The organism is Nostoc parmelioides FACHB-3921, assembly GCF_014696625.1.
GTDB classification, from domain to species: domain Bacteria; phylum Cyanobacteriota; class Cyanobacteriia; order Cyanobacteriales; family Nostocaceae; genus Trichormus; species Trichormus parmelioides.
This window is the reverse complement of record NZ_JACJQL010000011.1, coordinates 39,664-65,568: the sequence shown is the minus strand read 5'-3', so window position 1 is coordinate 65,568 and position 25,905 is coordinate 39,664. Positions and strand designations below refer to the sequence as shown.

The window sequence follows — 25,905 nt, the reverse complement described above, 5'->3', positions numbered from 1 at the left end:
GACCAATGACAAATGACTAAAACACATCCGCAGGATCAGCAGAGCGGAGTTTTCGCATAGCGATCGCACCGGAAGCGGTACACATGATAATAGTGAGAATAAATACGGTGATTGCTCGTTCTAGCTTCATGGCTATGGGCAACATGGTTGCAGCATAAGTAATTTGATATAGCCCAAAAGACAAGATATAAGCTGGGAGATAACCAAGGAAGGCTAATAACAATGCTTCTTGCAGTAGGACTACTAACAGATAGCGGTCTGTATAGCCCATAGCTTTGAGGGTGGCGTATTCTGGCAAGTGATCAGAAACATCAGAGTAGAGAATCTGATAAACAATCACAATACCGACAATAAAACCTACTCCCACACCTAACCCGAAAATGAAACCAATCCCAGTACCGTTTGCCCAGTATTCTTTTTCAGTTTGGGCAAACCCTTCGGGAGTCAAGACTTTGACATCATTGGGTAGGCCTGCGGCTAGTTGCGATCGCACTTTTTCTTTATCTACTCCCGGTTTGAGGGTGATTAATCCCACTTCAATGCGCTCTGGTTTGCGTTCGGGAAATAGTCTTAAAAATGTGGAATCGCTAGCAATGACGTTACCATCAGCCGCAAAAGAGGCTCCATTACTAAACACACCGCTAACATTAACGCCAATATTATTGAGTTCTGTTTGAAAGCTGTTGGTTTTTTTGAATATATCACCCACGGCTCCATATTCTGGACGACCAGCTTGATCAAATAAGACTTGATTTAGCTGTTTAATTTGATTTTGATTTTGTTGGATTTCGGGAAATTTAAAAGCAGATGCAGCCGGATCTATACCCCATACTAAGATGGCTCGATCCTGACGAGTTTCCGGATTACGCCACTGTCCAGTACCTATGTAAAGGGGAGTTACTGACTGTACACCCTCATAACCTAAAGCTTGATATAGCCGTTCTCTAGAAAAGCTCTTGACTGAAAACAAAGTTTGAAATTGAGGATTAATTAACACCAAATCCGCTTGTAAATTGCGGTGAGGTTTAACAGCCGCATCAAACAGCGCACTTTCAAACCCTAGCTGAATAAACATCAGCATATCGGCAAAAGTAATACCAGCAACTGCAACCGCTAACCGAGTCTTTTCCTTCATTAACTGCCGCCAAGCTAGCGGAGTTTTACGAAACATTTGAGACAACATAATTTTATTTAGTCATTAGTCATTGGTCAACAGTCAACAGTCAACAGTCAACAGTCAACTGTTTTCTCACTACTTCCTAATCCTCTGCACTTTTTAAAGTTCGATTGCTGTTTGTACTTGCAAGTTTGTGAAACCTGCAACTTTTTTGCTGTCTTCAGGGTTGAGGCGAATTTTGACTTCAACGACTCGGCTATCTAGGTTTTCTCCAGGCTGGTTGCTAAATACGTTTTGTCGTCCTACCTGCAAGCCGATTTGAGAAACTTTTCCTCGCAATTCGCCACCAAAGGCTTGGCTGGTAATGACTGCTGGCTGTCCCAGTTTCACTTTACCGATGTCGGTTTGATAGACTTCGGCAACAGCTAACATTTGGTCGGTTTGTGCTAAGTCAGCAATGCCGTCATCACTGATTTTTTCGCCGACACGGGTATGAATTTTGAGAATCTGTCCCGCTTGTGGCGCTCTGATATAAGCTGCTTCTAAATCGGTTGTGGCGCGTTTGAGGGAAGCGATCGCATCTTCAACTTCTGTTTGTGCTGCTTGCACGTCCACTGGTCTAATTTCGGCAATACTGGTGAGTGTGGCTTTGGCTTCGCTAATTTGCTTGTTACTGGTGGCGTTAATGCGGTTCAGTGCAACTTTGGCTTCCGCTAGTTCTTTGCTAGCAGTGGAATTAATCCGGTTCAGCACTGCTTTGGCTTCGTCTAGTTGCTCTTTGGCAGTTTCCACACTCAAGCGTCTGGTATCAATTGCTGAACTAGAAATTGCCCCTTCTGAGTAAAGCTGCTGATAGCGTTGATACTCGGCTTCGGCATTTTTCAGCTCTGCTTCTATCTTCCTAATTGTGGCTTCTTGGGCGATTTTGTCACCTTGCCATTGTGCTTCTATCCGCGCAATTGTTTGTTGTTGTCCTGTTCTATCGCCTTGGGATTGGGCTTGTAAGCGTTCTACACTAGCTTGCTGGGCGCGAATATCACCAGTTTTGGCTCCAGCTTTGACTTGATTCAGTTTGGCTTGAGCAACGCGTATTTGTTTTTCGGCTTGGAGTACGGCGGTTTGCAAGCGGGCGCGAGAGTCTAAAATTGCGACTACTTGTCCAGTTTGCACTTCCTCACCTTCTTCCACTAGGATTTGAGCGATGCGATCGCCATCTAAGGCCAATGGTGCAGATAAGCTGATCACTTCTGTTTCTGGTTCTAGTCTACCCAAAGCAGTTATCTTGGGAGCGATCGCCTCAGTTGGTACAGCATCGGATGCACTGGTTTTACTAACTTGCCCGAACTGACTAACTGCATACAAAACAATTCCCGATGTCATGGCGGTAGCTGCAATTACTAGTGCAATTACCCCTTGATTAGCAGGCTTAAATAATAGTTTTTGACTCATTTTCTCCTCACAAAATAAGTTAATTTAACCGAAAAATGAAATCAATTAAGATAAGAGTTGGCAATTTTATTTGTTTGATTATTTTTTAAATAAAGCGTCAGCATTTTACCTAATAAAGCACATTGTTCTGGAAAATTAATTGTCTGGTTGCACCAAAGTTTTTCTAAAATTAAGCCATTAATCAAGCTCAAAACAAAGGTCGCTATCGCTGTATCTTGAATACCTAAAAAGTCACAAACAGCTTGCTGATATCGTTGATTAACACGTTTGAATACAATATTTTTCTGTACTTCTTTTACATCTTGACTTTGGCAAAAATCTACCCAAACATACGTCCATTTAATACAGTAATCTTCATGTTTAATCAAATATCTACCTAAAGCTGTCATCGCCTCTTCTATGGTTTCGGCTCCATCCATCTCAGCTAATGCTGCACTCACATCTTGTTGACTTATTTCTTCTACTAATTGCTCAAACAACGTTTGTTTACTAGGAAAGTAATGGTACAGCGTACCTGTAGAAACATTTAAACCTTGAGCAATCTGCCGCATGGTGATGGAACCGTAACCCTTTTCAGCAAATAAATCAAAGCATTTACTGAGCAGTTCTTTCCGATATTGGTCATGATCAACAATTTTAGGCATAATTACGGATTATTTATATCGAACGCTCGTTATTTAATAATATCTGTTTTTGTTCGGTCGTCAAGTGAGAGCTTTCAAAGGCTTTATTTTTGGTCGGAGGATATTATTGTGACTAGAAAGTGATATCAGAAAAAGCTTTCTGTTGCAGGAAAAATATTAAGTCAATATTAAATTGCTATACATTTCTTAATGTATTCTAGCTTTCCAGTACTGTCAAGGCTACTGAAAATACCAACCGAATAGAAATAAAGTTTACTTTGGGCAGAGAGTGCGATCGCTATATATAGTGATCTTGTTCAGAGATTGCTAGAAAATTTCGCAATAGACCAAGGGGTTGAATTGAATCTAATCAACAAAGTTGTCGGGCTGCCCTTCAAAACCAACCCCTGCATTCCACACATCATGAAACTACAGCAAAATCTGTATACTTTCTCATACTAGGCTCATGGAATGCTAGCACAATGTCTTCTTTAGGAACACCTAAACGAACTAGATCAGTTGCGATCCCATCTTCAGTCCAATCTTCTTCGATCCAAAACTTACCATCACGAATCCGCACATAGACCGTCATACCAGTAACACGCTCGCCATTTTGCCAGCCGAGATTCATCCAAATATATTGAGCTTTAGATTCATCCACAATCAAAAATGTCTCAATATCTGGATTTGAATGGCGGTTACTCAGTTCTATATATTCAGACAAAATGCGCTGAATTAATTTAGGATAATCGGTTAATTTATCCATTGTGTAATCTCCTCTGTCTCTAAATTTACAACAATAATTGGAAGTTGATGTTTATTGAGAATAAGTTGAGTTACGTCCTGAATAAAGAAGGAGTTGTATGCAACTGTACTGATAGCGATATACAACTTACGGTCTGGTGCTGTTTCCTCTAGAAGATAGCGGTAGATATCGTACTGACCAAGTGCCTCTTTCAAATCCTGTATCTTTGATGCGCCAATAAAGCTTTTTACTTCCACAACCAGCTTTTGCCCAGATCGTTCAGCTCCAATTGGATATTCAGCACCAAGATCAGCATACAACACGGTTCTTCGATACTGAATGATGTAGGGGTCATCTGTAATCGACCAGCCATCGTTGATTAGTGCATTTTTTACCGAGTTGTGGATGATGTCTAGCTTGGGCATAGTTTAACTATAAATCAACCTTTCTATCGTTAAAATCATGAGTTAAATTAGCCCAAACTCAGCAACTACGCAGGTACAACAAATTTCTCGGTACCTGCTAACTCAAAAGCAGTGTGAATGACTTGCAAAGCTTGTACACCTTGTTCTTGAGAGACAACACAGCTAATTTTAATTTCGGAAGTGGCAATCATTTGAATGTTGATTTGGTGTTTAGCTAATGCTTCAAACATTTTGGCGGCTACACCTGGTTGACCTACCATCCCCGCACCGACAATACTAACTTTAGCGATCGCACTATCCAAAACCACATCACCCCAACCCAACTCTGGGGCTACTTGACAGAGCAATTTTTGGGCAGTTTCCCCATCCATGCGGGGGACTGTAAAAGCAATATCCCGGCGGGGAACACCATCAACAATGCGACAACGTTGAGACTGAATGATCATGTCTACGCTGATATTGTGCTGGGCGAGAATACCAAACAGTTGCGCCGCCATCCCTGGACGGTCTGGGACTTGACGAATCGCCAGACGGGCTTGGTTTAAGTCTAAGGCGACACCGCGAACGGGAGGGGAGTTGTGAGTGGAGAGGGAAGGGGGGGTGGGGGAGTGGAGGGGAGTTTCAATTTCAAAGGCTTTACGGAGGGCGATAATAGCGCGATCGCCGTCTTGGGCATCAATAACACAACTAACTTTGACTTCGCTGGTGGAAATCATTTGAATATTTACGCCGGCTTCGGCTAAGGTGGCGAACATTTTGGCGGCTACCCCAGGACGACCAATCATCCCTGCACCAGCAATACTGACTTTGGCAATGTTTTGTTCTACCATCACCTCAGCTTCGTCTGATTTGGGATGAGATGGACTGCGGAGGGACGGGGCGATCGCGGCGGCTACGGCTTCTGCTCGTTTTAATATAGGTGTGGTGACAGTAAAGGCGATGTCGTTACTGTTCCCTTCATGGATTGATTGAATAATTAAATCTACGTCTACTTTTTGACGGGAAATTTCCCCAAATAATTTTGCTGCTACTCCTGGTTTATCGGGTACGCGTAACAGAGCGACTTTAGCTTGGTCTGTATCAAGTTCTACATCATCCACTGGCCGGGCTAGTTCTAAATTGATGAGCGATCGCCCTTGGGGTTTTGGTGTAGTTACCCATGTACCAGGGTCATCTGTCCAGCTAGACTTGACCACCAGAGGCATACCATAGTTACGGGCAATTTCCACCGCACGGGGATGTAACACTTTTGCCCCTAAACTTGCCAACTCCAGCATTTCATTACAGGTGATTTCACCCATTAACTGGGCTTCAGGTACTATGCGGGGGTCTGTAGTTAAAATCCCTGGTACATCTGTATAAATTTCACAAAAATCCGCCTGTAATGCTGCTGCCAAAGCCACTGCTGATGTATCGGAACCACCACGTCCCAAAGTGGTGATTTCTAGTGAGCCATTGCTAGATATACCTTGAAAACCAGCGACTACAACTACTTTACCTTCCTTAATATGGCCTTCTACTCGTTCAGTTTCGATGTGTAAAATTCTGGCGCGGGTATGTTCGGCTTCCGTCACAATGCCTACTTGAGCGCCGGTCATGGAAATCGCTGGTTGTCCAAGTTCTTGCAATGCCATACTGAGTAGGGCAATGGTGACTTGTTCCCCTGTGGAGAGTAACATATCCATTTCCCGACGATTAGGGTTGCGAGAAATTTCATTAGCTAGTTTGACGAGTCCATCGGTGGTTTTGCCCATTGCAGAAACCACTACAACCAGTGAATTTCCTGCTTTCACTGTTTTGTAGACACGCTGTGCCACTGCTTGAATACGTTCTACTGAACCGACAGATGAACCACCGAACTTTTGAACTATAAGCGCCATAACTTTTATCTAACCAAGTTGCCTACTTGTTTCCATGCTTCCGCCGCGTTAGGAAGGCTTGAAGGCTTGTTAGTAATCTAGTGTACTAAACATCGTGCAATATACAGGCAATAAGTTAACGCGATGTGCGACTTATTCTTAAAACCCCTCTCCATAGCGCGGAACGCTTCTCGTAGAGTACCTCTCCCCTGCAAGGAGGAGCTACCTGGTGCTAAATATGCCTAAATATTTTATGTTTAACAGAAAAATTGTGGGTGCGATCGCCTGCGATATCGACATATAGATTTAAAAATTAGGCATTAAGAAAACACGTAAATATCCAGAGGCTCAGATACCGGACTTCTTCAAGAAGTCCGGTATCTTTTTTTGGTTCGTAACTTATGTATGATTGCTGGATACATTTGTCTTGCCACAATAGGAAAAAGATGCGAGAATTTACCGGTAAAACTAATTAACCAAGATTTTTAAGGCTTTGCATTGCAAAGTCTCTACGCATTCGCACGATTTTCCAACCCAAAACAGGACAGTACAAATATGGCTACTACAGGAACAAACGGCAACGATAATTTAAGCGGCACTTCTGGCGACGATATTATTCAAGGCTTCAATGGTAATGATACACTTTCTGGGCTAGGTGGAAATGACCGTTTGGAAGGTGGTCGGGGTGATGATACTTTAACCGGCGGTGCTGGTAACGATGTCTTTAACTTTGAACAGTTGCAAGACAATGATGTAGTTACAGATTTTGTGCGTGGACAAGACAAAATAGACGTCAGAAACCTGAATATTAATGATTGGGCTACCCTGCAATTACTCATTAGTAATGATGGTCAAGACAATGCCTTAATTACTACTTTTTCTAGTGGTTCTCAGTCACAAATCAAACTACTGAATATCAATCCGAACCTACTCCAAGCTAGTGATTTTATCTTCAACACCGTTAACCTCAATCAAACTATTGAGGGTACCAACTTTGCAGATCAGTTATTCGGTGGTTTAGGTAATGATACCCTCAGAGGATTTAATGGTAATGATGTCTTGTTTGGTGAACAAGGTGATGACCGTTTTGAAGGTGGTCGAGGTGATGATACTTTCTATGGTGGTGCTGGTAACGATGTCTTTAACTTGGAACAGTTGCAAGACAATGATGTAGTTACAGATTTTGTGCGTGGACAAGACAAAATAGATGTCAGAAACCTGAATATTAATGATTGGGCTACCCTGCAATTACTCATTAGTAATGATGGTCAAGACAATGCCTTAATTACTACTTTTTCTAGTGGTTCTCAGTCACAAATCAAACTACTGAATATCAATCCGAACCTACTCCAAGCTAGTGATTTCATCTTCAACACCGTTAACCTCAATCAAACTATTGAGGGTACCAACTTTGCAGATCAGTTATTCGGTGGTTTAGGTAATGATACCCTCAGAGGATTTAATGGTAATGATGTCTTGTTTGGTGAACAAGGTGATGACCGTTTTGAAGGTGGTCGAGGTGATGATACTTTCTATGGTGGTGCTGGTAACGATGTCTTTAACTTGGAACAGCAGCAAGACAATGATGTAGTCATAGATTTTGTCCAAGGACAAGACAAAATAGATGTCAGAAGCCTCAATATTAGTGATTGGGCTACATTGCAAACACTCATTAGTAATGATGGTCAGAATAATGCCTTAATTACTACCTTCTTCAATGGTTCTCAATCACAAATCAAACTCAATAACATTAATCCCAACCTACTACAAGCTAGTGATTTCATCTTCAACACTAACACTGTTAACAACAACGAAACTATCGAGGGTACTAACTTCGCAGATCAGTTATTCGGTGGTTTAGGTAATGATACCCTCAGAGGATTTAATGGTAATGATGTCTTGTTTGGTGAACAGGGTGACGACCGTTTTGAGGGTGGTGCTGGTAATGATACATTCTACGGTGGGGCTGGTAATGATATCGCTGTTTATTTAGGTACTCGTTCTCAATATCAAGTAACTAGTAGTGGGGGTGTTTTTACAGTTACCGATACAGTGGCTAATCGTGATGGCGTAGATACATTACGTGAAGTTGAACAAATACAATTTTCAGATCAAACTATAACCATTGGTAATACCTCACCAACTATCACCCTAGCTGTATCTCCCGCTAGCGTTACCGAAGACGGAACCCCCAATCTAATCTATACCTTTACCCGCACTGGCAGCACAACCAACGCTTTAACTGTTAACTATAACGTTGCTGGGACAGCTACCCTCAACACCGACTACGCTCAAACTGGTGCTGCTAGTTTCACTGCTACCACAGGTACAATTACCTTTGCTGCGGGTGCGAGTACAGCCATCTTAACGATTAATCCCACCGCAGACACCACCGTCGAAAGTAACGAAACCGTTGCTTTAACTTTAGCAAGCGGCACAGGTTATACAGTCGGTACAACAACAGCCGTCACTGGAACCATTACTAATGATGATACCTCACCTACTGGCATTACTATCAATCTCAGTGGTAGCCAAACCATAGTCGAAGGTAATAGCAGTCCTCAAAACGTTACATATACCGTTACTCTTTCCCAAGCCAGCAGTCAAATTATCACCGTCCAATATGCCACCGCTAATGGTACAGCTACAGCAGGTTCGGACTATACAAGCACAACAGGAACTCTGACTTTCAATCCAGGGGAAACCAGTAAAGTCATCAATATCCCTATTCTCAATGATTCAGTTAATGAGGCAAATGAAACCTTTACACTCAGGCTGACTTCTCCCACCAATGCTACTCTTGGGACAACCAATACTGTTACCACAACTATTACCGATACCCTCAGTGCTTCTGTGACTACCACTTTGACAACCAATGTGGAAAACCTCACCCTCACAGGAACAGCAGCAATTAACGGTACAGGTAATGCGGGAAATAATATCCTCACAGGTAATAGTGGCAATAATATTCTTTCTGGTGGCGCGGGAAATGATACTTATGCCTTTGTAGCTAATGCTGCCTTGGGAACGGACACGATTACAGAAACCGCTACAGGTGGTATTGATACTATTGACTTCAGTGGTAGTACGGCTACTGTCAGGGTGAATCTGGGCGTGAATACATCACAAACAGTGAATAGCAACCTCAAACTGATTCTCTCTGCTAATAACGTCATCGAAAATGCTACAGGTGGTACAGGTAATGACAGGCTCACTGGTAATGCTTTAAATAATATCCTAAGTGGTGGTAACGGAAACGACCAACTGCAAGGATTAGCTGGAAATGATACCCTCTGGGGTGGATTGGGGGATGATATTTTGACTGGTGGCACGGGTCAGGATAAATATCTATTCCAAAGTAGTGGTGTTTTTAGTTCCAGCTTAGGGGTTGATTACATTAGCCAGTTTGATGTGGGACAAGACCAAATTGTGTTGAGTAAAGCTACATTTAATGCTGTTACTAATAGCGCAGGACAGGCTTTAACTGATTTTGCCGTTGTCAGTGATGATGAATTTGTTAACGCTAGTAGTGCGCGGATTGTCTATAGCCAAGGTAGTGGTAGCTTATTCTACAATCGAGACGGTAATGTTTTGGGTACGGGTACAGTGTTTGAGTTTGCTCGTTTAGGTAATCCTGATATTACTTTAAGTAGCAGCGATTTTAGTTTAATTGCCTAGCCATCATAGATACCCGACTTTTCAAAAAAGTCGGGTATCTTGTTTTTCATTAAGAAAAGGCGATCGCTCCCATCATCCAAGTAAGATTCTATTGTGCAGGTTTAGCAATATCGCCTACTTTGAATTTACCGCCAGTGGTGATTTTCCCAACGCTAGATGTAGCATCCACGTCAACTAGTTGAATCATGCCTAATGGTTGAGTAACACTGCGGATAACTTTACCTGTGGTCGGGTCTTTCACTTGTTTTGTCACTCGCTCAATGGAAAGTTTCATCCCGACTCGATAACCGTCTGATTTACCTTTGTTTAAAATCACAGTATTTCCTGTGACATCGGCTACAGTGGCGTTAACACTGGGTAAGGCTTTTGGTAAAGCGGCTAAATTGGTGGATTTTGTATTCAATTCAGTGATGACTTGATCGATCGCTTTTTCCGTGGCTTTGGTGAGTAATTTGCCTTCGTTGCTGGTAGAGGAACCTCCACCAATACCCAATACACTGACTTGAGTATCGGACTGGCTCTCATTCCCATTACCTTCAGCGACAAATAATATTTCGGCTGTAGTTGTATTGACTACACGAATATTCAACTTGACCAAAGCATCCGTATCGGTACTCGCTGCACCAAATCCTAAAAAGCCACCTCCAGAGCGCCGTTGTTGAACGTCAAATTGAGTCACTGAGCCGATGACAACCGCCTCAACGCCTAAAATGCGGCCAATTTTTGCTGCTGTACTAGCATCAACTCGTCCAGAATCACCTAAATCTTGTTCTTTTAAAATAGCTTCTAATTGGCTACGTTCTACGACAACAAAATTACCGCTTTTCACTAACCGATTGACGAGGATGTCACTGACACCCTTACTACCTGCGGGAAAAAGTGATAAGTAACTGGGATTACTGACGCTACTAAAATCAAAATCAAGAACGGCAATTCTGACTTTTTCTGATGGGGAACTGCTTTGTTGTGCTAGTTGGAAAGATTGTGTTTCTTTGGCATTAGCTGATTGTAGAGAAAAGGTTCCTGTATTTAGGGTGAAATATGCAGCGATCGCAGGTAAACATAAGCCCAAAATTATAGGCTTATTTTGACATAATTTGCTTTGATTCATCTGTTGAGCCTAATTAAGTAAATGTTATGCTATTCCGCTTTTCTGTTTGAAATTACTTGCATAAATAGGGAACAAAAAAAGTCTCGTCTATTTGGAATTTTTCAGCGTCAACACAGACTACGCCAGTAAAAATCCAATAGGAGTTGTATATATGCGGAAAGATGAAAAATTCTAATATGTGAATTTTTCATGAAGTTGATTATCTTTATCGCTACAGCACCCAAACACATATTATAAATTATCATTAATCATGATTTTGCACTTTTATGCCAATATTTTGGCATTGTTAGCAACTATCTTGATGATCAATATTCCTAAACTAAAAACTGGCAACTGACACGCACAGCACCATAAAAAAAGGGTAGGCATCATGCCTACCCAATGATTAATGTAAGAGAATATTCTGTTGCTATTAACCCAACAATTGTTTAGCTTTAGCTAATACATTATCAACGCTAAAACCAAATTTCTCCAAACAAACGCCGCCAGGAGCAGAAGCACCGAAGCGATCGATAGTTACAGCATCACCTTCACTACCAATATATTTGTGCCAGCCGAAGCTGCTAGCCGCTTCTACGGCTAAACGCTTGGTGACAGCTTTTGGTAGCACTGATTCTTTGTAAGCTGCATCTTGTGCATCAAACAAATCCCAAGCAGCCAAGGAGACTACACGAACTTTCTTGCCTTCAGCTTTGAGTTTCTCGGCTGCGGTGACACAGAGGCTCAATTCTGAACCTGTACCAATCAGGATTAAATCTGGTGTGCCATCGGTATCTACAACTATGTATCCGCCCTTAGCTACGTTATCAATCGATGTACCTGCCAAGTTGGGAACATTTTGACGAGTAAACGCCAACAAAGTGGGAGCGTTGTTCTTAGCTCTCTCAATTGCTACTTTGTAAGCGCCGGAGGTTTCATTACCGTCGGCGGGACGAATTACTGTCAGGTTAGGAATAGCACGGAGTGAGGCCAGAGTTTCAATTGGTTGGTGGGTGGGGCCGTCTTCACCTTGACCGATAGAGTCGTGGGTCATGACCCAAATTGCACCGGCTTGAGACAGGGCAGATAAACGGATGGGAGCGCGCATATAATCACTGAAGATTAAGAAGGTAGCGCCGTAGGGAATTAATCCCGAACCATGCAGGGCAATACCGTTACAGATTGCGCCCATACCATGCTCCCGGACACCAAAGTGGATGTTGGGGTTTTGGTATTGTCCTTTTTGGAAGTCGCCTTTGCCCTTGATTTCGGTGAGGTTGGAATGGGTCAAGTCAGCCGAACCACCAATGAGTTCAGGTAGAACCGCCGCCAACTTGTTGAGGCAGGTTTCTGAATGCTTACGAGTGGGAAGTCCTTTATCTTCGGGGGTGTAGGATGGTAGTACCTTATCCCAACCATCAGCCAGTTTGCCGCTTAAGTAACGCTCAAATTCAGCCGCTTCTTGGGGATATTTAGCTTTGTAATCTGCGTAGGTTTTGTTCCAGTCAGATTCGTAGCCTGCACCGCGCTCTACTGCTTTACGGGTATAGTTGAGGACATCTTCGGGAACAACAAATGGGTCGTGTGGCCAACCCAGATTTTGACGAGTTAAGGCTACTTCGTCTCCACCCAATGCTGCACCGTGAACCCCCGCAGTATTAGATTTGTTAGGGGAACCGTAACCGATAATGGTTGTCACCTTAATCATGGTGGGCTTATCGGTGACAGCTTTTGCCTCTTCAATAGCTTTGTGAATTGCTTCTAAATCGGTGTTGCCATCTTTAACATGGATGACGTGCCAGCCATAGGATTCAAAACGCTTGGAAACATCTTCGGTAAAGGCTACATCTGTAGAACCATCGATGGAAATGTGGTTGTCGTCGTACAGGGCGATCAGTTTACCTAATCCCAAGTGTCCAGCAAAAGAGGCTGCTTCACCAGAAACGCCTTCCATGTTGCAACCATCGCCTAAAATTACATAGGTATAATGGTCAACAATTTTGGCATCAGGTTTGTTGAACTTAGCTGCGAGGTGAGCTTCTGCGATCGCTAAACCAACACCATTGGCAATACCTTGGCCTAGTGGCCCGGTGGTGACTTCTACCCCTGCGGTCATGAAGTTTTCTGGGTGTCCGGGGGTTTTGGATTCCCACTGGCGGAATTGCTTGATATCTTCGATGCTGACGCTATCGTAGCCTGTCAGGTAGAGCAGGGCATACTGCAACATGGAACCATGACCAGCAGACAAAACAAAGCGATCGCGGTTAAACCATTTGGGATTTTTCGGGTTGTACCGCATAAAGCGGTTCCACAGCACAAAAGCCATTGGAGCCGCGCCCATCGGTAGTCCGGGGTGTCCCGATTTTGCCTTTTCTATGGCATCAACAGCCAAGAAACGAATCGCATTAATAGAAAGTTCTTCGAGGGATTGGGTTGCAACAGCCATAATCTCTTGTTCTTAACGACGGGTTAGCACTCTTCAAGCTACTTTTACTGGGGTTATTTTTCTCAGCTAGCAGTTAACAGTTAACAGTTATCAAGATAGGATTTACTACTGATGACTGATACTGAATAAATGACAACTGATTTTCATTCCCCTACGTTATCCTCATCATCCCATTCCCGATTGTCGATGGACAAGCGGGATCTCCTGAGGTTGTGGTAATTTATCAAGCCAAGAATCCGGTCACGCTGAACCCTTGGCTGGGTCGGGAATGATATCTATGATACTTTTAGCTGGTTGATTTCAGGAGAGCCGACAAGTGGTAAGCGGGTTGTGCTGAGTAGTGAGCAGTGAGTACTAAGTAAGAATTGTCTCCCCCTGCTCCCTGCCTTCTTCACACGTACTTTTTGAAAGCTAATGTGACATTATGACCACCAAATCCAAAAGAATTAGACAATGCCACCTGGACTTTGTGAGCGCGACTAGAGTCAGGCACGTAATCTAAGTCACAATCTGGGTCAAGGTTTTCAATATTAATTGTAGGTGGAATTTGGTCATGAGCAGTTGCCAACACTGTGGCTACAGCTTCAATACCTCCAGAACCTCCCAAAAGATGACCTGTCATCGATTTGGTGGAGCTGACTGCTATTTTATAAGCATGGTCTCCTAGCGCTCGTTTAATCGCTGCGGTTTCAGTGGTATCGTTTGCTGAGGTGCTGGTACCGTGAGCATTAATGTAGCTAACTTGTTCTGGGGTGATGTTTGCGTCTTTGAGTGCCAGTTGGATGGCTCTGGAGGCTCCTTCGCCGCCAGGAACTGGGGATGTCATGTGGTAGGCATCACAGGTCATACCATAACCAACGATTTCGGCATAAATGCGAGCGCCGCGACTTATGGCGTGTTGCAGCTCTTCCAGAATCAGAACTCCCGCACCTTCACCCATGACAAATCCATCGCGATCGCGGTCAAAGGGACGGCAAGCATGAGCCGGGTCATCATTACGAGTTGATAACGCCCGTGCAGCAGCAAACCCAGCCACACCTAAGGGTGTAATTGCTGCCTCAGCCCCACCGCAAATCATGGCTTGGGCATAACCGCTTTGAACTAGGCGGAAAGCATCGCCGATCGCATTAGAGCCTGCGGCGCAAGCAGTGACGGTACAGTTATTTGGCCCTTTGGCACCAGTGTGAATTGCCGTCAGTCCAGCCGCCATGTTGGCGATCATCATGGGAATCATGAACGGACTACAGCGATCAGGGCCACGGTTGAGATAGATGGTTTGCTGGTCTTCCATAACCTTGAGTCCGCCTACCCCAGAACCAATAATAACCCCCACCTGTTCGGCGTTCAGTTCATTAATGACTAACTGGGAATCCACAAGTGCTTGTTTGGCTGCTGCAACTGCAAATTGGGAAAACCGATCCATGCGCTTGGCTTCTTTGCGCTCCAAGTACTCATGGGGGTCGAAGTTTTTCACTTCACCAGCAATCCGACAATCATGGCTAGACGCATCAAAGTGGGTGATGTAGTCAATGCCATTGCGTCCGCTTAACAATCCTTCCCAATATTCAGAGGCTGTGTTACCAATAGGTGTAATCGCGCCAACACCCGTGACAACAACGCGTTTACGATTATAATCTGTCATGACTCAGTTAAAGGTGGCGAGAAAGCTGCAAAAATTAGGGACTAAAGACTAGGGATGAGGAAGAGGCAGGGGGCAGAAGGCAGGGGGGCAGGGAGCAGGAGGCAGGGGGCAGGGGGCAGAGGAAGGAGAAAGAAATCTTGACTTCCCAATACCCAGTCCCCAGTCCCCAATGCCCAGTCCCCAGTCCCCAATGCCCAGTCCCCAGTCCCCAATGCCCAATGCCCAATCCCCAATAGCTGCTTAAGCTGATGCGGCAACTTGGTTACTGATGTAATCCACCGCTTCTTGGACGGTGGTGATTTTCTCTGCGGCTTCATCGGGAATTTCGATGTCAAACTCTTCTTCCAAAGCCATTACTAGTTCTACTGTATCGAGGGAGTCAGCCTGTAAATCGTTGGCAAAACTAGCTTGTGGAGTTACTATTTCAGGGTCTTCCACGCTTAGTTGTTCGACAACAATGCTTTTGACTTTTTCAAAAATTTCTGATTGGCTCATAGATAAACGTCCTTAACCAGTTGCTATTGTCCGCGCTTTGTGGGCAACATTTTGAGCATATACATCTTATCGGAAAGCGCGATCGTCCGCATAGCGTCCCAGTTCCAAATATAGAATAGGGTGGGAGCAGTGCTGAGTTTCTAGTTCTAAGTGCTGAGTCAGGGTTTTGACCCAGCCCCTTTTTCTTGCTACTTAGCTCTATTGATATAAGCTCGTGCTATGAGCGATTTTTTTACTAGTCCAGATAAGACGTTGTGCTTTGGGTTTTGACCGAGAATCGGTCATCACGCCTAAGTTCTTTAAATGCTGTTGCTTACCAATTTTTACTAAATTTTTGGCAAATGTCCAAAAAAAATTACCATTCCTCTTAAGTATGGCCTGTGAGGGCTGATAGAAAAGTTATCATCGGGGCAGTTGCCCTAATATAAACCTACTTTTATGCTATCTCAGACACTAAAATATGCTTACTTTCCTGGTTGTGTTGCCCAAGGTGCTTGTCGGGAGCTGTATCAGTCTACTCAAGCTCTTACCCAAGCTTTAGGTATTCAATTAATTGAATTGAAAAAAGCTGCCTGCTGTGGTTCTGGCACATTTAAGGAAGACTCTCAACTGCTAGAAGATACAGTCAATGCTCGCAATATTGCCTTAGCAGAAGAATTAAATCTACCTTTGCTAACTCATTGCAGTACTTGTCAGGGTGTGATTGGTCATGTTAATGAGCGTTTGCAAGAATCTCAGACAAGTAACCCTGCTTATCTAGAACAGGTGAATGGTCTATTACACAAAGAAGGTTGTTCACCTTATCAGGGTACTACCGACGTGAAACACCTGCTTTATGCTTTAGTCACAGACTACGGTTTAGAGGAAATTACCAAACGTGTGACCCGTAAGCTATCCGGTTTGAAGTGTGCGGCTTTTTATGGCTGTTATCTACTCCGCGCCCAAAAGTTGATGCCTTACGATGATCCTTACAACCCACAAGCAATGGAAAATGTTTTTCAATCTGTGGGGGCAGAGCCAATTTATTATCGTGGACGGACACAATGTTGTGGTTGGCCTCTGGCTAGTTATGCCACCACCGAATCTTTTAAGATGGCGGGGATGCACATTCAAGATGCTTTAACCGCAGGGGCTGATTGTTTAGTTACCCCTTGTCCTTTATGTCATCTCAATTTAGATTCTCGTCAGCCAGAGGTGGAAAAAGTTATCGGTCGGAAACTGGGTTTACCAGTACTACACCTACCACAGTTAATTGCTTTGGCACTAGGCGTTAGTCCCGAAGAATTAGGATTAGACCGCCACATTGTTTCGACAAAGCCAGTGTTAGAGAAATTAGGTTTTTAATTGCGCTGTGGGTGTCAGTTGTCAGTAGGGGCGGATTTATGAAGATCATCGTTCAAGAGTGAGGATATCTGTAAACCCGCCCGTACAGTTGTCAGTTGTTAAAGAAAATACCACTGACTACTGGCATAATCTACCAAGAATTATACCTATCTGGATGCTGATGACTCCGAAGATGGCACTCCCAACCCAGTAAAATGCTGCGGCTGCTAAATTACGAGTTCCCAAAAGAGTAAATGTGTCTAAGGCATAAGTAGAAAATGTGGTGTATGCACCGAGAAAGCCAACTGCTACAAGTAGTCGGATTTCGGGAGAAATTAGGGATACTCGTTCTAAAGCTAGGGCATAAAAGAAACCCATAGCTAAACAGCCGGTAATGTTAATAAATAATGTGCCGTAGGGAAAACTAATGCCGAAGCGTTGGGCAAACCACAAACTGAGATAATAGCGACTGAGTGCGCCGGCGATCGCACCTAAACTTACAGCGATGGGATGACGAATTGTCGGTTGTTGCAAAATTTCTGGTATCCATCTGGGTACAACAGTTAACAATCGGATACTCTGCTCAATCAAAGTCTTGAATTCAAATCCCATCCTTACACCCAGGTTTGTATGACTCGACCTCGTAATTCTTGCCCTAACCAAGATGTGTTACTAGAAAGTGTGTGCAGATTGTTCTTCTCAACTTTCCAGGTTTTGTGAGGGTCAAATAAAGTTAGTTCTGCTTGGTGATGGGGGGCAAAAGCACTCACTTTTTGTTGAATACATTGGGCTGGACGAGTACTCAAGGCTTGCCACAATTCTAACGCTGTCAATTCTCCAGTTTCTACCAAATTTTGCCAAAGTAGGGGTAATGCTAACTCGAAACCGATCGCCCCTGGTGGCGCTTCGGCGAAGGCTTGGACTTTTTCTTCGTAGGTGTATGGCGCATGATCAATGGCGATCGCATCTATTACCCCTGTACGCACTCCTTGACGCAAGGCTTTGACATCACTAGCATTACCTAAAGGCGGGTCTAAATGCAGGCTGGTATTATAACCTTTAACTGCTTTGGTGTCTAGTAACAAATGTAGCCAAGTGGTGCTGGCGGTGATGGGTAAACCCTTGGCTTTGGCGGCGGCAATTAGTTCTACACTACGGGCGGTGGAAACCCGCATAATGTGTACTTGAGTATTACCAGTAGCGGCAACCAACTCTAATAAGGATGCGATCGCTGTTGTTTCTGCACTGGCTGGTATGGGAGGTAAACCAAAGCGGAGGGCATCTGCACCTTCCCGCATCACTCCATTAGCCGAGAGTTGGCGATCGCACGGCCAAAATGCTACAGGTTTCCCCAATGGTTGAACATATTCCAGCAAGCGCCTCACCAGGCTCAAATTGTCTAAAGGCAACCCATCAGTAAAACCAACCACCCCCGCCGCCGCTAAATCAGCCAATTCTGTCATCTGCTTCCCAGCCACATCCAGAGTCATAGCACCCCAAAGATGGAGTAGGGGTGCAGGGGTGCAGGGGTGCAGGGGTGCAGAATTGCTTCCCTGCTCCCTGCCCCCTGCCCCCTGCCTCCTCTTCTGCAACTGTGCCACCAGTGCGGGGTTATCAATAGCCGGAGATGTATCGGGTAAAATACTGACTTTGGTAAAACCACCAGCCGCCGCCGCTTGTAAGAAAGATGCCAGCGTTTCCCGTTCTTCAAATCCTGGTTCTCCAGAGTGGCTGTATAAATCCACTAAACCAGGGCCAAGAACTAATCCTCGACAATCTCTAATTTGAGTATCAGGACTAGTATTAGGAATATTTGGGGCAATGGCTTGAATTACACCATCAGCAATTAACACATCTGTGATATTGTCAATACCCGAAACCGGGTCGATTACCCTTACTTGTTGCAGAAGTTCAGTTGTCATGTAACCTATCAGTGCTGGGACTGCTTGTCTATTGTGATCTATATTTTGCCTATAATGCTCCAGCTGCGGTTTTATCTAATACACCACCCAAATGAGTAGTAATATTCATGGCTTGCAGTACTGGTACACCATTTAATCCAGAGGGGTAATCAATTACACTAACAGCACCATTACCTTGGCGAAAATTCCAGAAATTGTCTGTGGGTAAACCGAGAATATGACACAGTAAGGTTTTATTTGTGGCATCGTGAGCCACGATTAACCCTGTTTGGCGTTGATTATCTAAGGCTGTTTGCACAATATTTTGCCAGGCTTCCGTGCTACGTTCCCACACTTGCTGTAAATTCTCACCTTCCGGCATTTGTACCTGGCCTGGTATAGTCCGCCAACGCTCTAATTCACCAGGAAATTCCTCTTCTATTTCGGCTTCTAGTTTTCCTTCCCAAAGTCCGTGACTGATTTCTCTTAAACCGTCTTGCAACTCCAAATTGATACTTGGATGGTGGCGCAAGATAATCTCGGCTGTTTCTTTGGGACGCAGCATAGAACTACTTACAGCAAAGTCAATTGCTACATTTTGCAGAAACACCCCGGCTTTTTGCGCTTGTTGCCTACCGTTATCGTTGAGGGGAACGTCAATTTGCCCCTGAAACCTAGTTTGGCGATTCCATTCAGTTTCGCCGTGACGCACCAATAACAATCTCACTCCCTGATGACCAGGACGCAAAGAAGGTAGAGTCTCGCCTGTGTGTTGGGTTTGATTCATCGACTCTAGTTGCACTGGGTCACCCAGCCCCCCAGCAAAATTTAATACACTGATTCCACAGTTAGATTGCTGTATGGAGTGGTAACGGCTGGGGTGAATGCCCAAGGCTGTGCTGATGAGGGCGCGATTAATGCCGTTGTGTCCAACGATGAGAATGGTTTCACCGCGATGATTGGGCAAAATTTCTTGCCAAAACTGCCGTGCCTGTTCGTATAAAGATGGAACTGGAAAATGTTCTCTTGTCACCCCATTGTCGTTCACTAACATTTGTAGTTCCTGGGGGTTTTCGTGCCAAATGCGGTAATCTTCGGGAAACTTTTCCTTGACCTCGGATGTCAGCAGTTTTTCCCACAAAGGCAAGTCTATTTCTCTTAACAATTCAGAAATCTGCACATCAGCAGACTGAACTGCCTCATTTGCTAGTTCACCATGAATAATCTCTGCTGTTTGTTTTGCTCTCTGGAGCGGGCTGCTGTAAATTGCATTAAAGGAAATGTTAGTGAGGGCTTTGCCTACCTTACTAGCATCACTACGACCTCGATCCGTTAATCTTGATACGTCAGCACGTCCTTGAATGCGCCGTTCGATATTATAAGTACTTTGGCCGTGACGCACAATAATGACACGAGTCATCCGTCTTGCCCTCCTCTATCTAAAGGACTAATTTTACTGCAAACTGCTTGCAGAATTATTCTTTAGATTGGTTTTTGGCAATTTAATTAAGGGTTTAGGGGTACAAGGGTGTAGAGGTGTAGGGGTGTAAGAGAGAATTGCTATTGACTATTGACTACTAACTATTGACTACTAACTGTTGACAACTAACAATTTTTCACTGATTTCCTAAATCTAACTGTACCTGCACTCCATCATTACCACTAACTGACTCTTGTGCTGGCTGTAATAAAACTGGAGTATCTAATGAGGTTGATCGATTCGACCTCCATCCAGTAACGTTCTGATTATCTTTTTTACCATTAGTGGGAATACTGGTGTTAAAGAATTGTGAGAAGTCATCCTGTGCTGATCTATTACCAATCCCTTCTAGAGAGTCACCAGTTAACTTATAGTCTTGGGTATTTGGAATTTGGCGTTGCTGGGGTCTGGGCGCGAACCGGGCTTTCTAAGCTGGCAATAGATAGGGCGATCGCCAAAACAGCAATAATTCTAGCTTTCATTAGTTTGTTCCCCATTCTTGGTTATTGCTCGTAGCTATTTTTTCAAAAAATTACCTTTCTAACTTCTGCTATCAGTTAGATTTGACAAACAAAGATTTGCATCAAAACTAACATTGAGAAAAGTAATATTTTCGTCAAATAAACCGGATGGTATGTTATTTCAAGTGATTACCTAGTAATTTTAAGGATTGCTTCATATTTTCGAGAAAAATCAATGAATGGATGTAAAGGCGATCGCCTACCCTAGCATTCTGAATCAAAGAACAACCACATATCTCATACCATTTCACTAAAATTCTGATACAAATCCGAACCCAGAAACCTTTGCAAAATATAGGTTTCTTAATTTTGAATTTTGAATTTTGAATTGGTATCACTAGTCGCCCCCTACCTTCTTGAGCAATGCCTCTAATTCTGACTTGATGGATAGAGGTTGATAACCTAAGGCAAACGCCTGAGAACTATCTAAGGAAACATCTGCTGGTCTGGGTGCTGCCATCTTTACATCTTGTTGAAGACAGGCTTTAATTCCTGATGTTGGTAATTGAAAGACTGCGGCTAATATATGTCCAAAATCATAACGGGAAATCCGTTCTTTGCCTCCTAAATGAATTAGTCCTTTAACTTTTCCTAATGCTAATAAAATTCCTTTAGCTGCCGTTTTACCACTGACAGGAGTACGAAACTCATCTATAAATAAATTTAATTCTTTACCAGATTGTAAGGTTTGAATAAATGGCTGAATAAAGCTTTTAGCTGTAGGTGTAGCATTACCAAACATCAAAGGCATTCGACACACTGTTGCTATGGGATAACGTTCTAATATACCCACTTCAGCCAAGACTTTTTGCTCACCATAAATATTTACAGGACATACGGTGTCAGTTTCTTTATAAGGAGAATTTACGCCATCAAAAACTAGTTCGCTGGATGTAAACGCATAAGGGATAGAAGATTCTGCACAAAGTTCGGCAAGATTACAAGAGGCAGTGACGTTAATTGCGTATGATTCATCAGGATGGATTTGACAAAAATTTGGTTGTGATTGTGCAGCTGTATGTATGACTGCATCTGGTTTAATTTCATTAAATATTTGTTTAAGTTCTAAAAAATCTGTTAAATTGACATTGAGTAATTTTATACCGGGAATATATAAAGCATGAGAATAATAAGTTCCATAAACTTCCCATTCTTGTTGGGCTACTTGGCAAAGGTGCCATCCTAAAAAACCGCTAGCACCAGTAATTAAAAGCTTCTTCATATCGAATCTAGTACGTATATTGAGATGATGGACGCAAAAATTATACTCTTAATGGTTTCAACAACTTGAATATTTTTAATTACTGAATCATTACTTCTTGAGGCTATAAATAAATGTACTCACAAGCTAGGTATAAAAATTTTATCCAGCGAATAGCAATAGTATCTTACCAAAGGCTAATGCAGGTATTTCCTTCTATATTTGGCATTTGTATTTTTTTGATATCCTGGCATTTTTTAAGCTTGCGTCCTGATACATCTTTGCCGTCGCCGCTTGCAGTTATCAACAATACTTGGGATTTGATTAAAGACCCGTTTTTTTATAAAGGTGGTAATAATAAAGGTTTTTTCTGGCTAATTCTCGCTAGTCTCAAGCGAGTAGTTGTTGGTTACTTGCTGGCTACATTAATAGGTATTCCCATCGGGTTCATTATTAGCTTAAATAGCTTTTGTAGAAAAGCCATCGACCCACTCATACAATTACTGCGTCCTGTTGCTCCTTTGGCTTGGCTACCATTAGCACAAGCGGTATTTCTCAAACCTAATCCCTCAGCTATTTTTGTAATTTGTATCACTGCTATTTGGCCGATTATTTTGAATACCGCATTAGGTGTCAAGCTTGTCCCCAAAGATTATAGAAATGTTTCTAAGTTGTTGGGTTTATCACCGTTAGAAAATTTTTACAAAATCCTTTTACCCGCAACTTTACCCTATATATTTACCGGGTTGAGAATTGCCATTGGTCTATCGTGGTTAGCAGTTGTCGCCGCCGAAATGTTGCTATCTGATGATGGAATTGGCTTTTTCATTGTGGATGCTTACAACAATGCGAATATTCATGAAATGATTTTGGCAATTGTTTATTTGGGTGCTGTGGGTTTGGTGTTAGACAAAATCATGTCCTATATTTCCGAAAAAGTGACTCCTCAAGAGTAAGTTATAAACGGGTATTAGTCAGCACTTTTTCTAGTAATTAAAAGTAAATACTATGTCTAGTTTTGTAAACATCAAAGATATAAAAAAGGAATTTGTTCAGGATGGTAATAAGAATATTGTTCTCAAAGATATCAACTTAGAAATTCAGCAGGGAAATTTTGTATCTTTGATTGGGCATTCTGGTTGTGGTAAATCGACCCTTTTAAATATCGTAGCTGGTTTAGAAAAACCGACTCAAGGACAGATACAAGTCGATGGTCAAATAGTAAAAAGACCATTCCGCGATCGCATGGTAGTATTCCAGAATTATTCCTTATTACCCTGGCTCACCGCTTGGGAAAATGTGGCTTTGTTCGTCGATAAAGCCATGCCTCGGAAATCCAAAAATGAACGCCGTGAGATTATCGCCTCTCACCTAGAGATGGTTGGTTTAAAAGACGCAGCCCAGAAAAAACCAGCGCAACTATCGGGAGGGATGAAACAACGTGTGGCCTTAGCCCGTGCTTTGGCTGTACAACCCAAGTTACTCTTACTCGACGAACCATTTGGCGCATTAGATGCCCTCACCCGTGGTTCCTTGCAAGTAGAATTAATGCGTATCTGTGACATTTACCACATCACAACCATCATGGTGACGCATGATGTAGATGAAGCATTATTACTCTCAGATCAAGTAGTGATGTTGAAAAATGGCCCAGCCGCAACCATCGGTCAAATCTTGGATATCCCCTTTGAACATCCCCGTTCTCTAGAAATTAGAGATAGTCCCGAATATCATCACCTACGCCAACAATTAATGCAATTTTTACAAGGTCAAGAACAAGCTAAACGCTTACAAGTATAGTAGGACTTACGTACCCAGACTTTCTGTTGAGACCGGGTGTAAGGGTTTCAAGTATTCATACCCCCATACCCTTATCTAAACCCTTAATCTTGTGTTTTCGTGCGTAAGCCCTATTTATAGATACTTCATTTCTTGTGAACTAACTTTAGCAAAACTCTGCGTACCTTTGAGTTGAAAAATTATCATTTAAATTCCCTCAGAGTTAATATGCCAAAGTTTAACAGGCGACAATTTATCACAACTGTCGGTGCAGCTGCACTGACTCATGCCACTATTGCCAAAACTCAGTTAAATTCTGGTGTTTATGCTGGCTATAGTGACACCCCAGAAGTAACCACAGCCACACTAGGATTTTTACCTGTTACTAGCTGCTGTCCTTTAATTATTGCCAAAGCCAAAGGCTTTTTTGCTAAACATGGAATGCCCGATATTAATGTTGTCAAACAACCTTCCTGGGCAGTCATGCGCGACAAACTCATGTTAGGTGCAGCCGATGAGGGGTTAGATGGTGGGCATTTGCTGTTTCCGATGGTGTACCTCATGGCTACTGGGGAAATTAGCTATGGGCGAAAAATCCCCATGTATATCTTGGCCAGAATGAATGTGAACGGACAAGGGATATCAGTTGCTAATAGCTACAAAAATTTAAACCTGAGTATAGATAGTTCTCCCTTAAAATCAGCCTTTGCCCAAAAAACGAAAACTGGGGAAACTGTGCGTTGTGCAGTGCCTTATCGCCGGGTAACAGGTGATTTTTTTATGCGTTGGTGGTTAGCTTATGGTGGAATAGACCCAGACCGTGATTTATCAGTAATTGTCATTGCCCCTCCACAGATGGTTGCAAGTATGCGTAGTGGTAGTATGGAAGCATTCTGTGTAGTTGACCCTTGGCATCACCGATTAATTAAACAAGGGCTTGGTTACTCAACTGTGACAACTGGGGAGTTGTGGCCTAATCACCCAGAGAAAGCTTTAGGAGTACGGGCTGAGTGGGTTGATAAATATCCGAAGGCGGCAAAAGCTATGCTGGCGGCATTTTTAGAGGCGCAAATCTGGTGTGATAAGCCAGAAAATAAAGAGGAACTGTTCCAAATAGTGTCACAACGGCAATGGATTGGCGTGAAAAGTGACTTGACACGCGATCGCCTCTTAGGTAAGTTTGATTATGGTAATGGGCGGATAGTGGAAAATAGCCCCCATGGCATCAAATACTGGCGGGAAAATGCTTCCTATCCTTTCAAAAGCCATGATTTATGGTTTCTCATTGAAGATATGCGCTGGGGTTATCGTTCCCCCGATTTTGACACCAAACCCCTAATTGATGCCGTCAATCGTGAAGATTTGTGGCGAGAAGCTGCTAAGTTCATCGGTCAACAGTCAGCGATTCCCGCCAGTACATCACGGGGGGTAGAGAAATTCTTTAATGGCTTAGAATTTAATCCGGAAAATCCCCAAGCTTATCTCAATGCGCCCAAGATCAGGATAATGTGATGAAGGAGGGTTCGCCATTGGGTAAAAGTATCATGAAATCGAAATTAAGTAAATTAAGCGATCGTATATCGTATTACCTAGCCGACTTAACCACAACTCTACTCGGTCTAGACCAGAAACAATTTCAACAACTCAGCCTCAGCATACTTAGCTTATTACTTTGGGGACTATTTGGCATAATCACAATTGTCGGTTGCACACCCCCAGCTTTTGCACTGGAGTACAACAAAGAAATTTTAGTGGAAGCAGATTTTTCAGGACGAGATTTAACAGACTCTAGTTTTACCAAAGCTAACTTGCGCCAGAGTAACTTTAGTAAATCTAATTTAACTGGTGTTAGCTTCTTCGCCGCTAACTTAGAGTCAGCTAATTTAGAAGGAAGCAACCTCACAAACGCCACCTTAGACTCAGCTCGTCTCATCAAAGCCAACTTAACAAATGCAATACTCGAAGGAGCCTTCGCCGCCAGCACCAAATTCGATGGAGCAATCATTGACGGTGCAGACTTCACCGACGTACTCTTACGTCCAGACGAGCAGAAAAAATTATGTAAAGTTGCCAAAGGCACTAATCCCACCACAGGAAGAGAAACCCGCGATACATTATTCTGTCCCTAACT

At 43.1% G+C, this 25,905-nt stretch carries 20 protein-coding genes; 6 read left to right on the top strand and 14 right to left on the bottom strand.

The window, feature by feature from the left end; genetic code table 11:
• Window positions 1-16: 16 nt before the first annotated feature.
• The 6 genes from devC to H6G14_RS09995 form a co-directional block, all read right to left on the bottom strand.
• Complete coding sequence (devC, locus tag H6G14_RS10020; RefSeq protein WP_190567302.1) at window positions 17-1,183, bottom strand: ABC transporter permease DevC; 1,167 nt, start codon at window positions 1,181-1,183, stop codon at window positions 17-19.
• A 93-nt stretch (window positions 1,184-1,276) separates the two neighbouring features.
• Window positions 1,277-2,566 (bottom strand): ABC exporter membrane fusion protein, encoded by a 1,290-nt coding sequence (locus H6G14_RS10015; RefSeq protein WP_190567301.1) that lies wholly within the window; start codon window positions 2,564-2,566, stop codon window positions 1,277-1,279.
• Between the two features lie 41 nt (window positions 2,567-2,607).
• A complete protein-coding gene (locus H6G14_RS10010; RefSeq protein WP_190567300.1) occupies window positions 2,608-3,210 on the bottom strand; it encodes a TetR/AcrR family transcriptional regulator in 603 nt (200 codons plus the stop codon).
• Between the two features lie 400 nt (window positions 3,211-3,610).
• Window positions 3,611-3,955: a XisI protein gene (locus tag H6G14_RS10005; protein ID WP_190567299.1), complete on the bottom strand. Its 345-nt coding sequence runs from the start codon at window positions 3,953-3,955 to the stop codon at window positions 3,611-3,613.
• Complete coding sequence (locus H6G14_RS10000; protein ID WP_190567298.1) at window positions 3,943-4,359, bottom strand: element excision factor XisH family protein; 417 nt, start codon at window positions 4,357-4,359, stop codon at window positions 3,943-3,945. The genes H6G14_RS10005 and H6G14_RS10000 overlap by 13 nt, the downstream gene beginning before the upstream one ends.
• 65 nt (window positions 4,360-4,424) lie before the next feature.
• Window positions 4,425-6,239, bottom strand: coding sequence for an aspartate kinase (locus H6G14_RS09995; protein WP_190567297.1), 1,815 nt, complete (start codon window positions 6,237-6,239; stop codon window positions 4,425-4,427).
• A gap of 534 nt (window positions 6,240-6,773) precedes the next feature.
• On the opposite strand from H6G14_RS09995, the gene H6G14_RS09990 reads away from it, so the two are divergent.
• Window positions 6,774-9,896, top strand: a complete 3,123-nt coding sequence (locus H6G14_RS09990; RefSeq protein WP_242053396.1) for a M10 family metallopeptidase C-terminal domain-containing protein — start codon at window positions 6,774-6,776, stop codon at window positions 9,894-9,896.
• 88 nt (window positions 9,897-9,984) lie between these two features.
• Here H6G14_RS09990 and H6G14_RS09985 read toward each other — a convergent pair whose 3' ends face one another.
• The 4 genes from H6G14_RS09985 to acpP all read right to left on the bottom strand — a co-directional run bounded on the left by H6G14_RS09985 (window position 9,985) and on the right by acpP (window position 15,569).
• On the bottom strand, window positions 9,985-11,007 hold the full coding sequence (locus H6G14_RS09985; RefSeq protein ID WP_190567296.1) for a CsgG/HfaB family protein: 1,023 nt from the start codon (window positions 11,005-11,007) through the stop codon (window positions 9,985-9,987).
• A gap of 412 nt (window positions 11,008-11,419) precedes the next feature.
• Entirely contained in the window at window positions 11,420-13,432 is a 2,013-nt protein-coding gene (gene tkt, locus H6G14_RS09980) for a transketolase (protein ID WP_190567295.1), read from the bottom strand.
• A gap of 391 nt (window positions 13,433-13,823) precedes the next feature.
• Window positions 13,824-15,074, bottom strand: a complete 1,251-nt coding sequence (gene fabF, locus H6G14_RS09975) for a beta-ketoacyl-ACP synthase II (RefSeq protein WP_190567294.1) — start codon at window positions 15,072-15,074, stop codon at window positions 13,824-13,826.
• Between the two features lie 240 nt (window positions 15,075-15,314).
• Window positions 15,315-15,569: an acyl carrier protein gene (gene acpP, locus H6G14_RS09970; protein ID WP_190567293.1), complete on the bottom strand. Its 255-nt coding sequence runs from the start codon at window positions 15,567-15,569 to the stop codon at window positions 15,315-15,317.
• A gap of 438 nt (window positions 15,570-16,007) precedes the next feature.
• On the opposite strand from acpP, the gene H6G14_RS09965 reads away from it, so the two are divergent.
• The gene (locus tag H6G14_RS09965) at window positions 16,008-16,913 is read left to right on the top strand and encodes a CoB--CoM heterodisulfide reductase iron-sulfur subunit B family protein (protein ID WP_190567292.1); all 906 of its coding nucleotides are present in this window, start codon (window positions 16,008-16,010) and stop codon (window positions 16,911-16,913) included.
• A gap of 117 nt (window positions 16,914-17,030) precedes the next feature.
• Here the strand turns inward: H6G14_RS09965 and crcB are convergent, their stop codons facing one another.
• The 4 genes from crcB to H6G14_RS09940 form a co-directional block, all read right to left on the bottom strand.
• Complete coding sequence (gene crcB / locus H6G14_RS09960; protein ID WP_190567291.1) at window positions 17,031-17,504, bottom strand: fluoride efflux transporter CrcB; 474 nt, start codon at window positions 17,502-17,504, stop codon at window positions 17,031-17,033.
• Window positions 17,505-17,506: 2 nt separating this feature from the next.
• A complete protein-coding gene (locus H6G14_RS09955) occupies window positions 17,507-18,814 on the bottom strand; it encodes a dihydroorotase (protein WP_190567290.1) in 1,308 nt (435 codons plus the stop codon).
• Window positions 18,815-18,863: 49 nt separating this feature from the next.
• Window positions 18,864-20,213, bottom strand: a complete 1,350-nt coding sequence (locus H6G14_RS09950) for a histidine phosphatase family protein (RefSeq protein WP_190567289.1) — start codon at window positions 20,211-20,213, stop codon at window positions 18,864-18,866.
• A 918-nt stretch (window positions 20,214-21,131) separates the two neighbouring features.
• Window positions 21,132-22,016 carry an SDR family oxidoreductase gene (locus H6G14_RS09940; RefSeq protein WP_190567288.1) on the bottom strand — a complete coding sequence of 295 codons (885 nt, stop codon included), beginning with the start codon at window positions 22,014-22,016 and terminating at the stop codon, window positions 21,132-21,134.
• A 113-nt stretch (window positions 22,017-22,129) separates the two neighbouring features.
• On the opposite strand from H6G14_RS09940, the gene ntrB reads away from it, so the two are divergent.
• From ntrB to H6G14_RS09920, 4 genes are all read left to right on the top strand, one after another.
• Window positions 22,130-22,951 carry a nitrate ABC transporter permease gene (ntrB, locus tag H6G14_RS09935; protein ID WP_190567287.1) on the top strand — a complete coding sequence of 274 codons (822 nt, stop codon included), beginning with the start codon at window positions 22,130-22,132 and terminating at the stop codon, window positions 22,949-22,951.
• A 52-nt stretch (window positions 22,952-23,003) separates the two neighbouring features.
• A complete protein-coding gene (locus tag H6G14_RS09930; protein ID WP_190567286.1) occupies window positions 23,004-23,795 on the top strand; it encodes an ABC transporter ATP-binding protein in 792 nt (263 codons plus the stop codon).
• Window positions 23,796-24,002: 207 nt separating this feature from the next.
• Window positions 24,003-25,286, top strand: coding sequence for a CmpA/NrtA family ABC transporter substrate-binding protein (locus H6G14_RS09925; protein ID WP_190567285.1), 1,284 nt, complete (start codon window positions 24,003-24,005; stop codon window positions 25,284-25,286).
• Window positions 25,287-25,318: 32 nt separating this feature from the next.
• Window positions 25,319-25,903 carry a pentapeptide repeat-containing protein gene (locus H6G14_RS09920; RefSeq protein WP_199326113.1) on the top strand — a complete coding sequence of 195 codons (585 nt, stop codon included), beginning with the start codon at window positions 25,319-25,321 and terminating at the stop codon, window positions 25,901-25,903.
• Window positions 25,904-25,905: the final 2 nt, after the last annotated feature.

Excerpts from the sequence above, each read along its gene's own strand:
- devC (WP_190567302.1), bottom strand. The coding sequence starts at position 1,183 with ATGTTGTCTCAAATGTTTCGTAAAACTCCGCTAGCTTGGCGGCAGTTA.
- H6G14_RS10015 (WP_190567301.1), bottom strand. The coding sequence starts at position 2,566 with ATGAGTCAAAAACTATTATTTAAGCCTGCTAATCAAGGGGTAATTGCA.
- H6G14_RS10010 (WP_190567300.1), bottom strand. The coding sequence starts at position 3,210 with ATGCCTAAAATTGTTGATCATGACCAATATCGGAAAGAACTGCTCAGT.
- H6G14_RS10005 (WP_190567299.1), bottom strand. The coding sequence starts at position 3,955 with ATGGATAAATTAACCGATTATCCTAAATTAATTCAGCGCATTTTGTCT.
- H6G14_RS10000 (WP_190567298.1), bottom strand. The coding sequence starts at position 4,359 with ATGCCCAAGCTAGACATCATCCACAACTCGGTAAAAAATGCACTAATC.
- H6G14_RS09995 (WP_190567297.1), bottom strand. The coding sequence starts at position 6,239 with ATGGCGCTTATAGTTCAAAAGTTCGGTGGTTCATCTGTCGGTTCAGTA.
- H6G14_RS09990 (WP_242053396.1), top strand. The coding sequence starts at position 6,774 with ATGGCTACTACAGGAACAAACGGCAACGATAATTTAAGCGGCACTTCT.
- H6G14_RS09985 (WP_190567296.1), bottom strand. The coding sequence starts at position 11,007 with ATGAATCAAAGCAAATTATGTCAAAATAAGCCTATAATTTTGGGCTTA.
- tkt (WP_190567295.1), bottom strand. The coding sequence starts at position 13,432 with ATGGCTGTTGCAACCCAATCCCTCGAAGAACTTTCTATTAATGCGATT.
- fabF (WP_190567294.1), bottom strand. The coding sequence starts at position 15,074 with ATGACAGATTATAATCGTAAACGCGTTGTTGTCACGGGTGTTGGCGCG.
- acpP (WP_190567293.1), bottom strand. The coding sequence starts at position 15,569 with ATGAGCCAATCAGAAATTTTTGAAAAAGTCAAAAGCATTGTTGTCGAA.
- H6G14_RS09965 (WP_190567292.1), top strand. The coding sequence starts at position 16,008 with ATGCTATCTCAGACACTAAAATATGCTTACTTTCCTGGTTGTGTTGCC.
- crcB (WP_190567291.1), bottom strand. The coding sequence starts at position 17,504 with ATGGGATTTGAATTCAAGACTTTGATTGAGCAGAGTATCCGATTGTTA.
- H6G14_RS09955 (WP_190567290.1), bottom strand. The coding sequence starts at position 18,814 with ATGACAACTGAACTTCTGCAACAAGTAAGGGTAATCGACCCGGTTTCG.
- H6G14_RS09950 (WP_190567289.1), bottom strand. The coding sequence starts at position 20,213 with ATGACTCGTGTCATTATTGTGCGTCACGGCCAAAGTACTTATAATATC.
- H6G14_RS09940 (WP_190567288.1), bottom strand. The coding sequence starts at position 22,016 with ATGAAGAAGCTTTTAATTACTGGTGCTAGCGGTTTTTTAGGATGGCAC.
- ntrB (WP_190567287.1), top strand. The coding sequence starts at position 22,130 with ATGTACTCACAAGCTAGGTATAAAAATTTTATCCAGCGAATAGCAATA.
- H6G14_RS09930 (WP_190567286.1), top strand. The coding sequence starts at position 23,004 with ATGTCTAGTTTTGTAAACATCAAAGATATAAAAAAGGAATTTGTTCAG.
- H6G14_RS09925 (WP_190567285.1), top strand. The coding sequence starts at position 24,003 with ATGCCAAAGTTTAACAGGCGACAATTTATCACAACTGTCGGTGCAGCT.
- H6G14_RS09920 (WP_199326113.1), top strand. The coding sequence starts at position 25,319 with ATGAAATCGAAATTAAGTAAATTAAGCGATCGTATATCGTATTACCTA.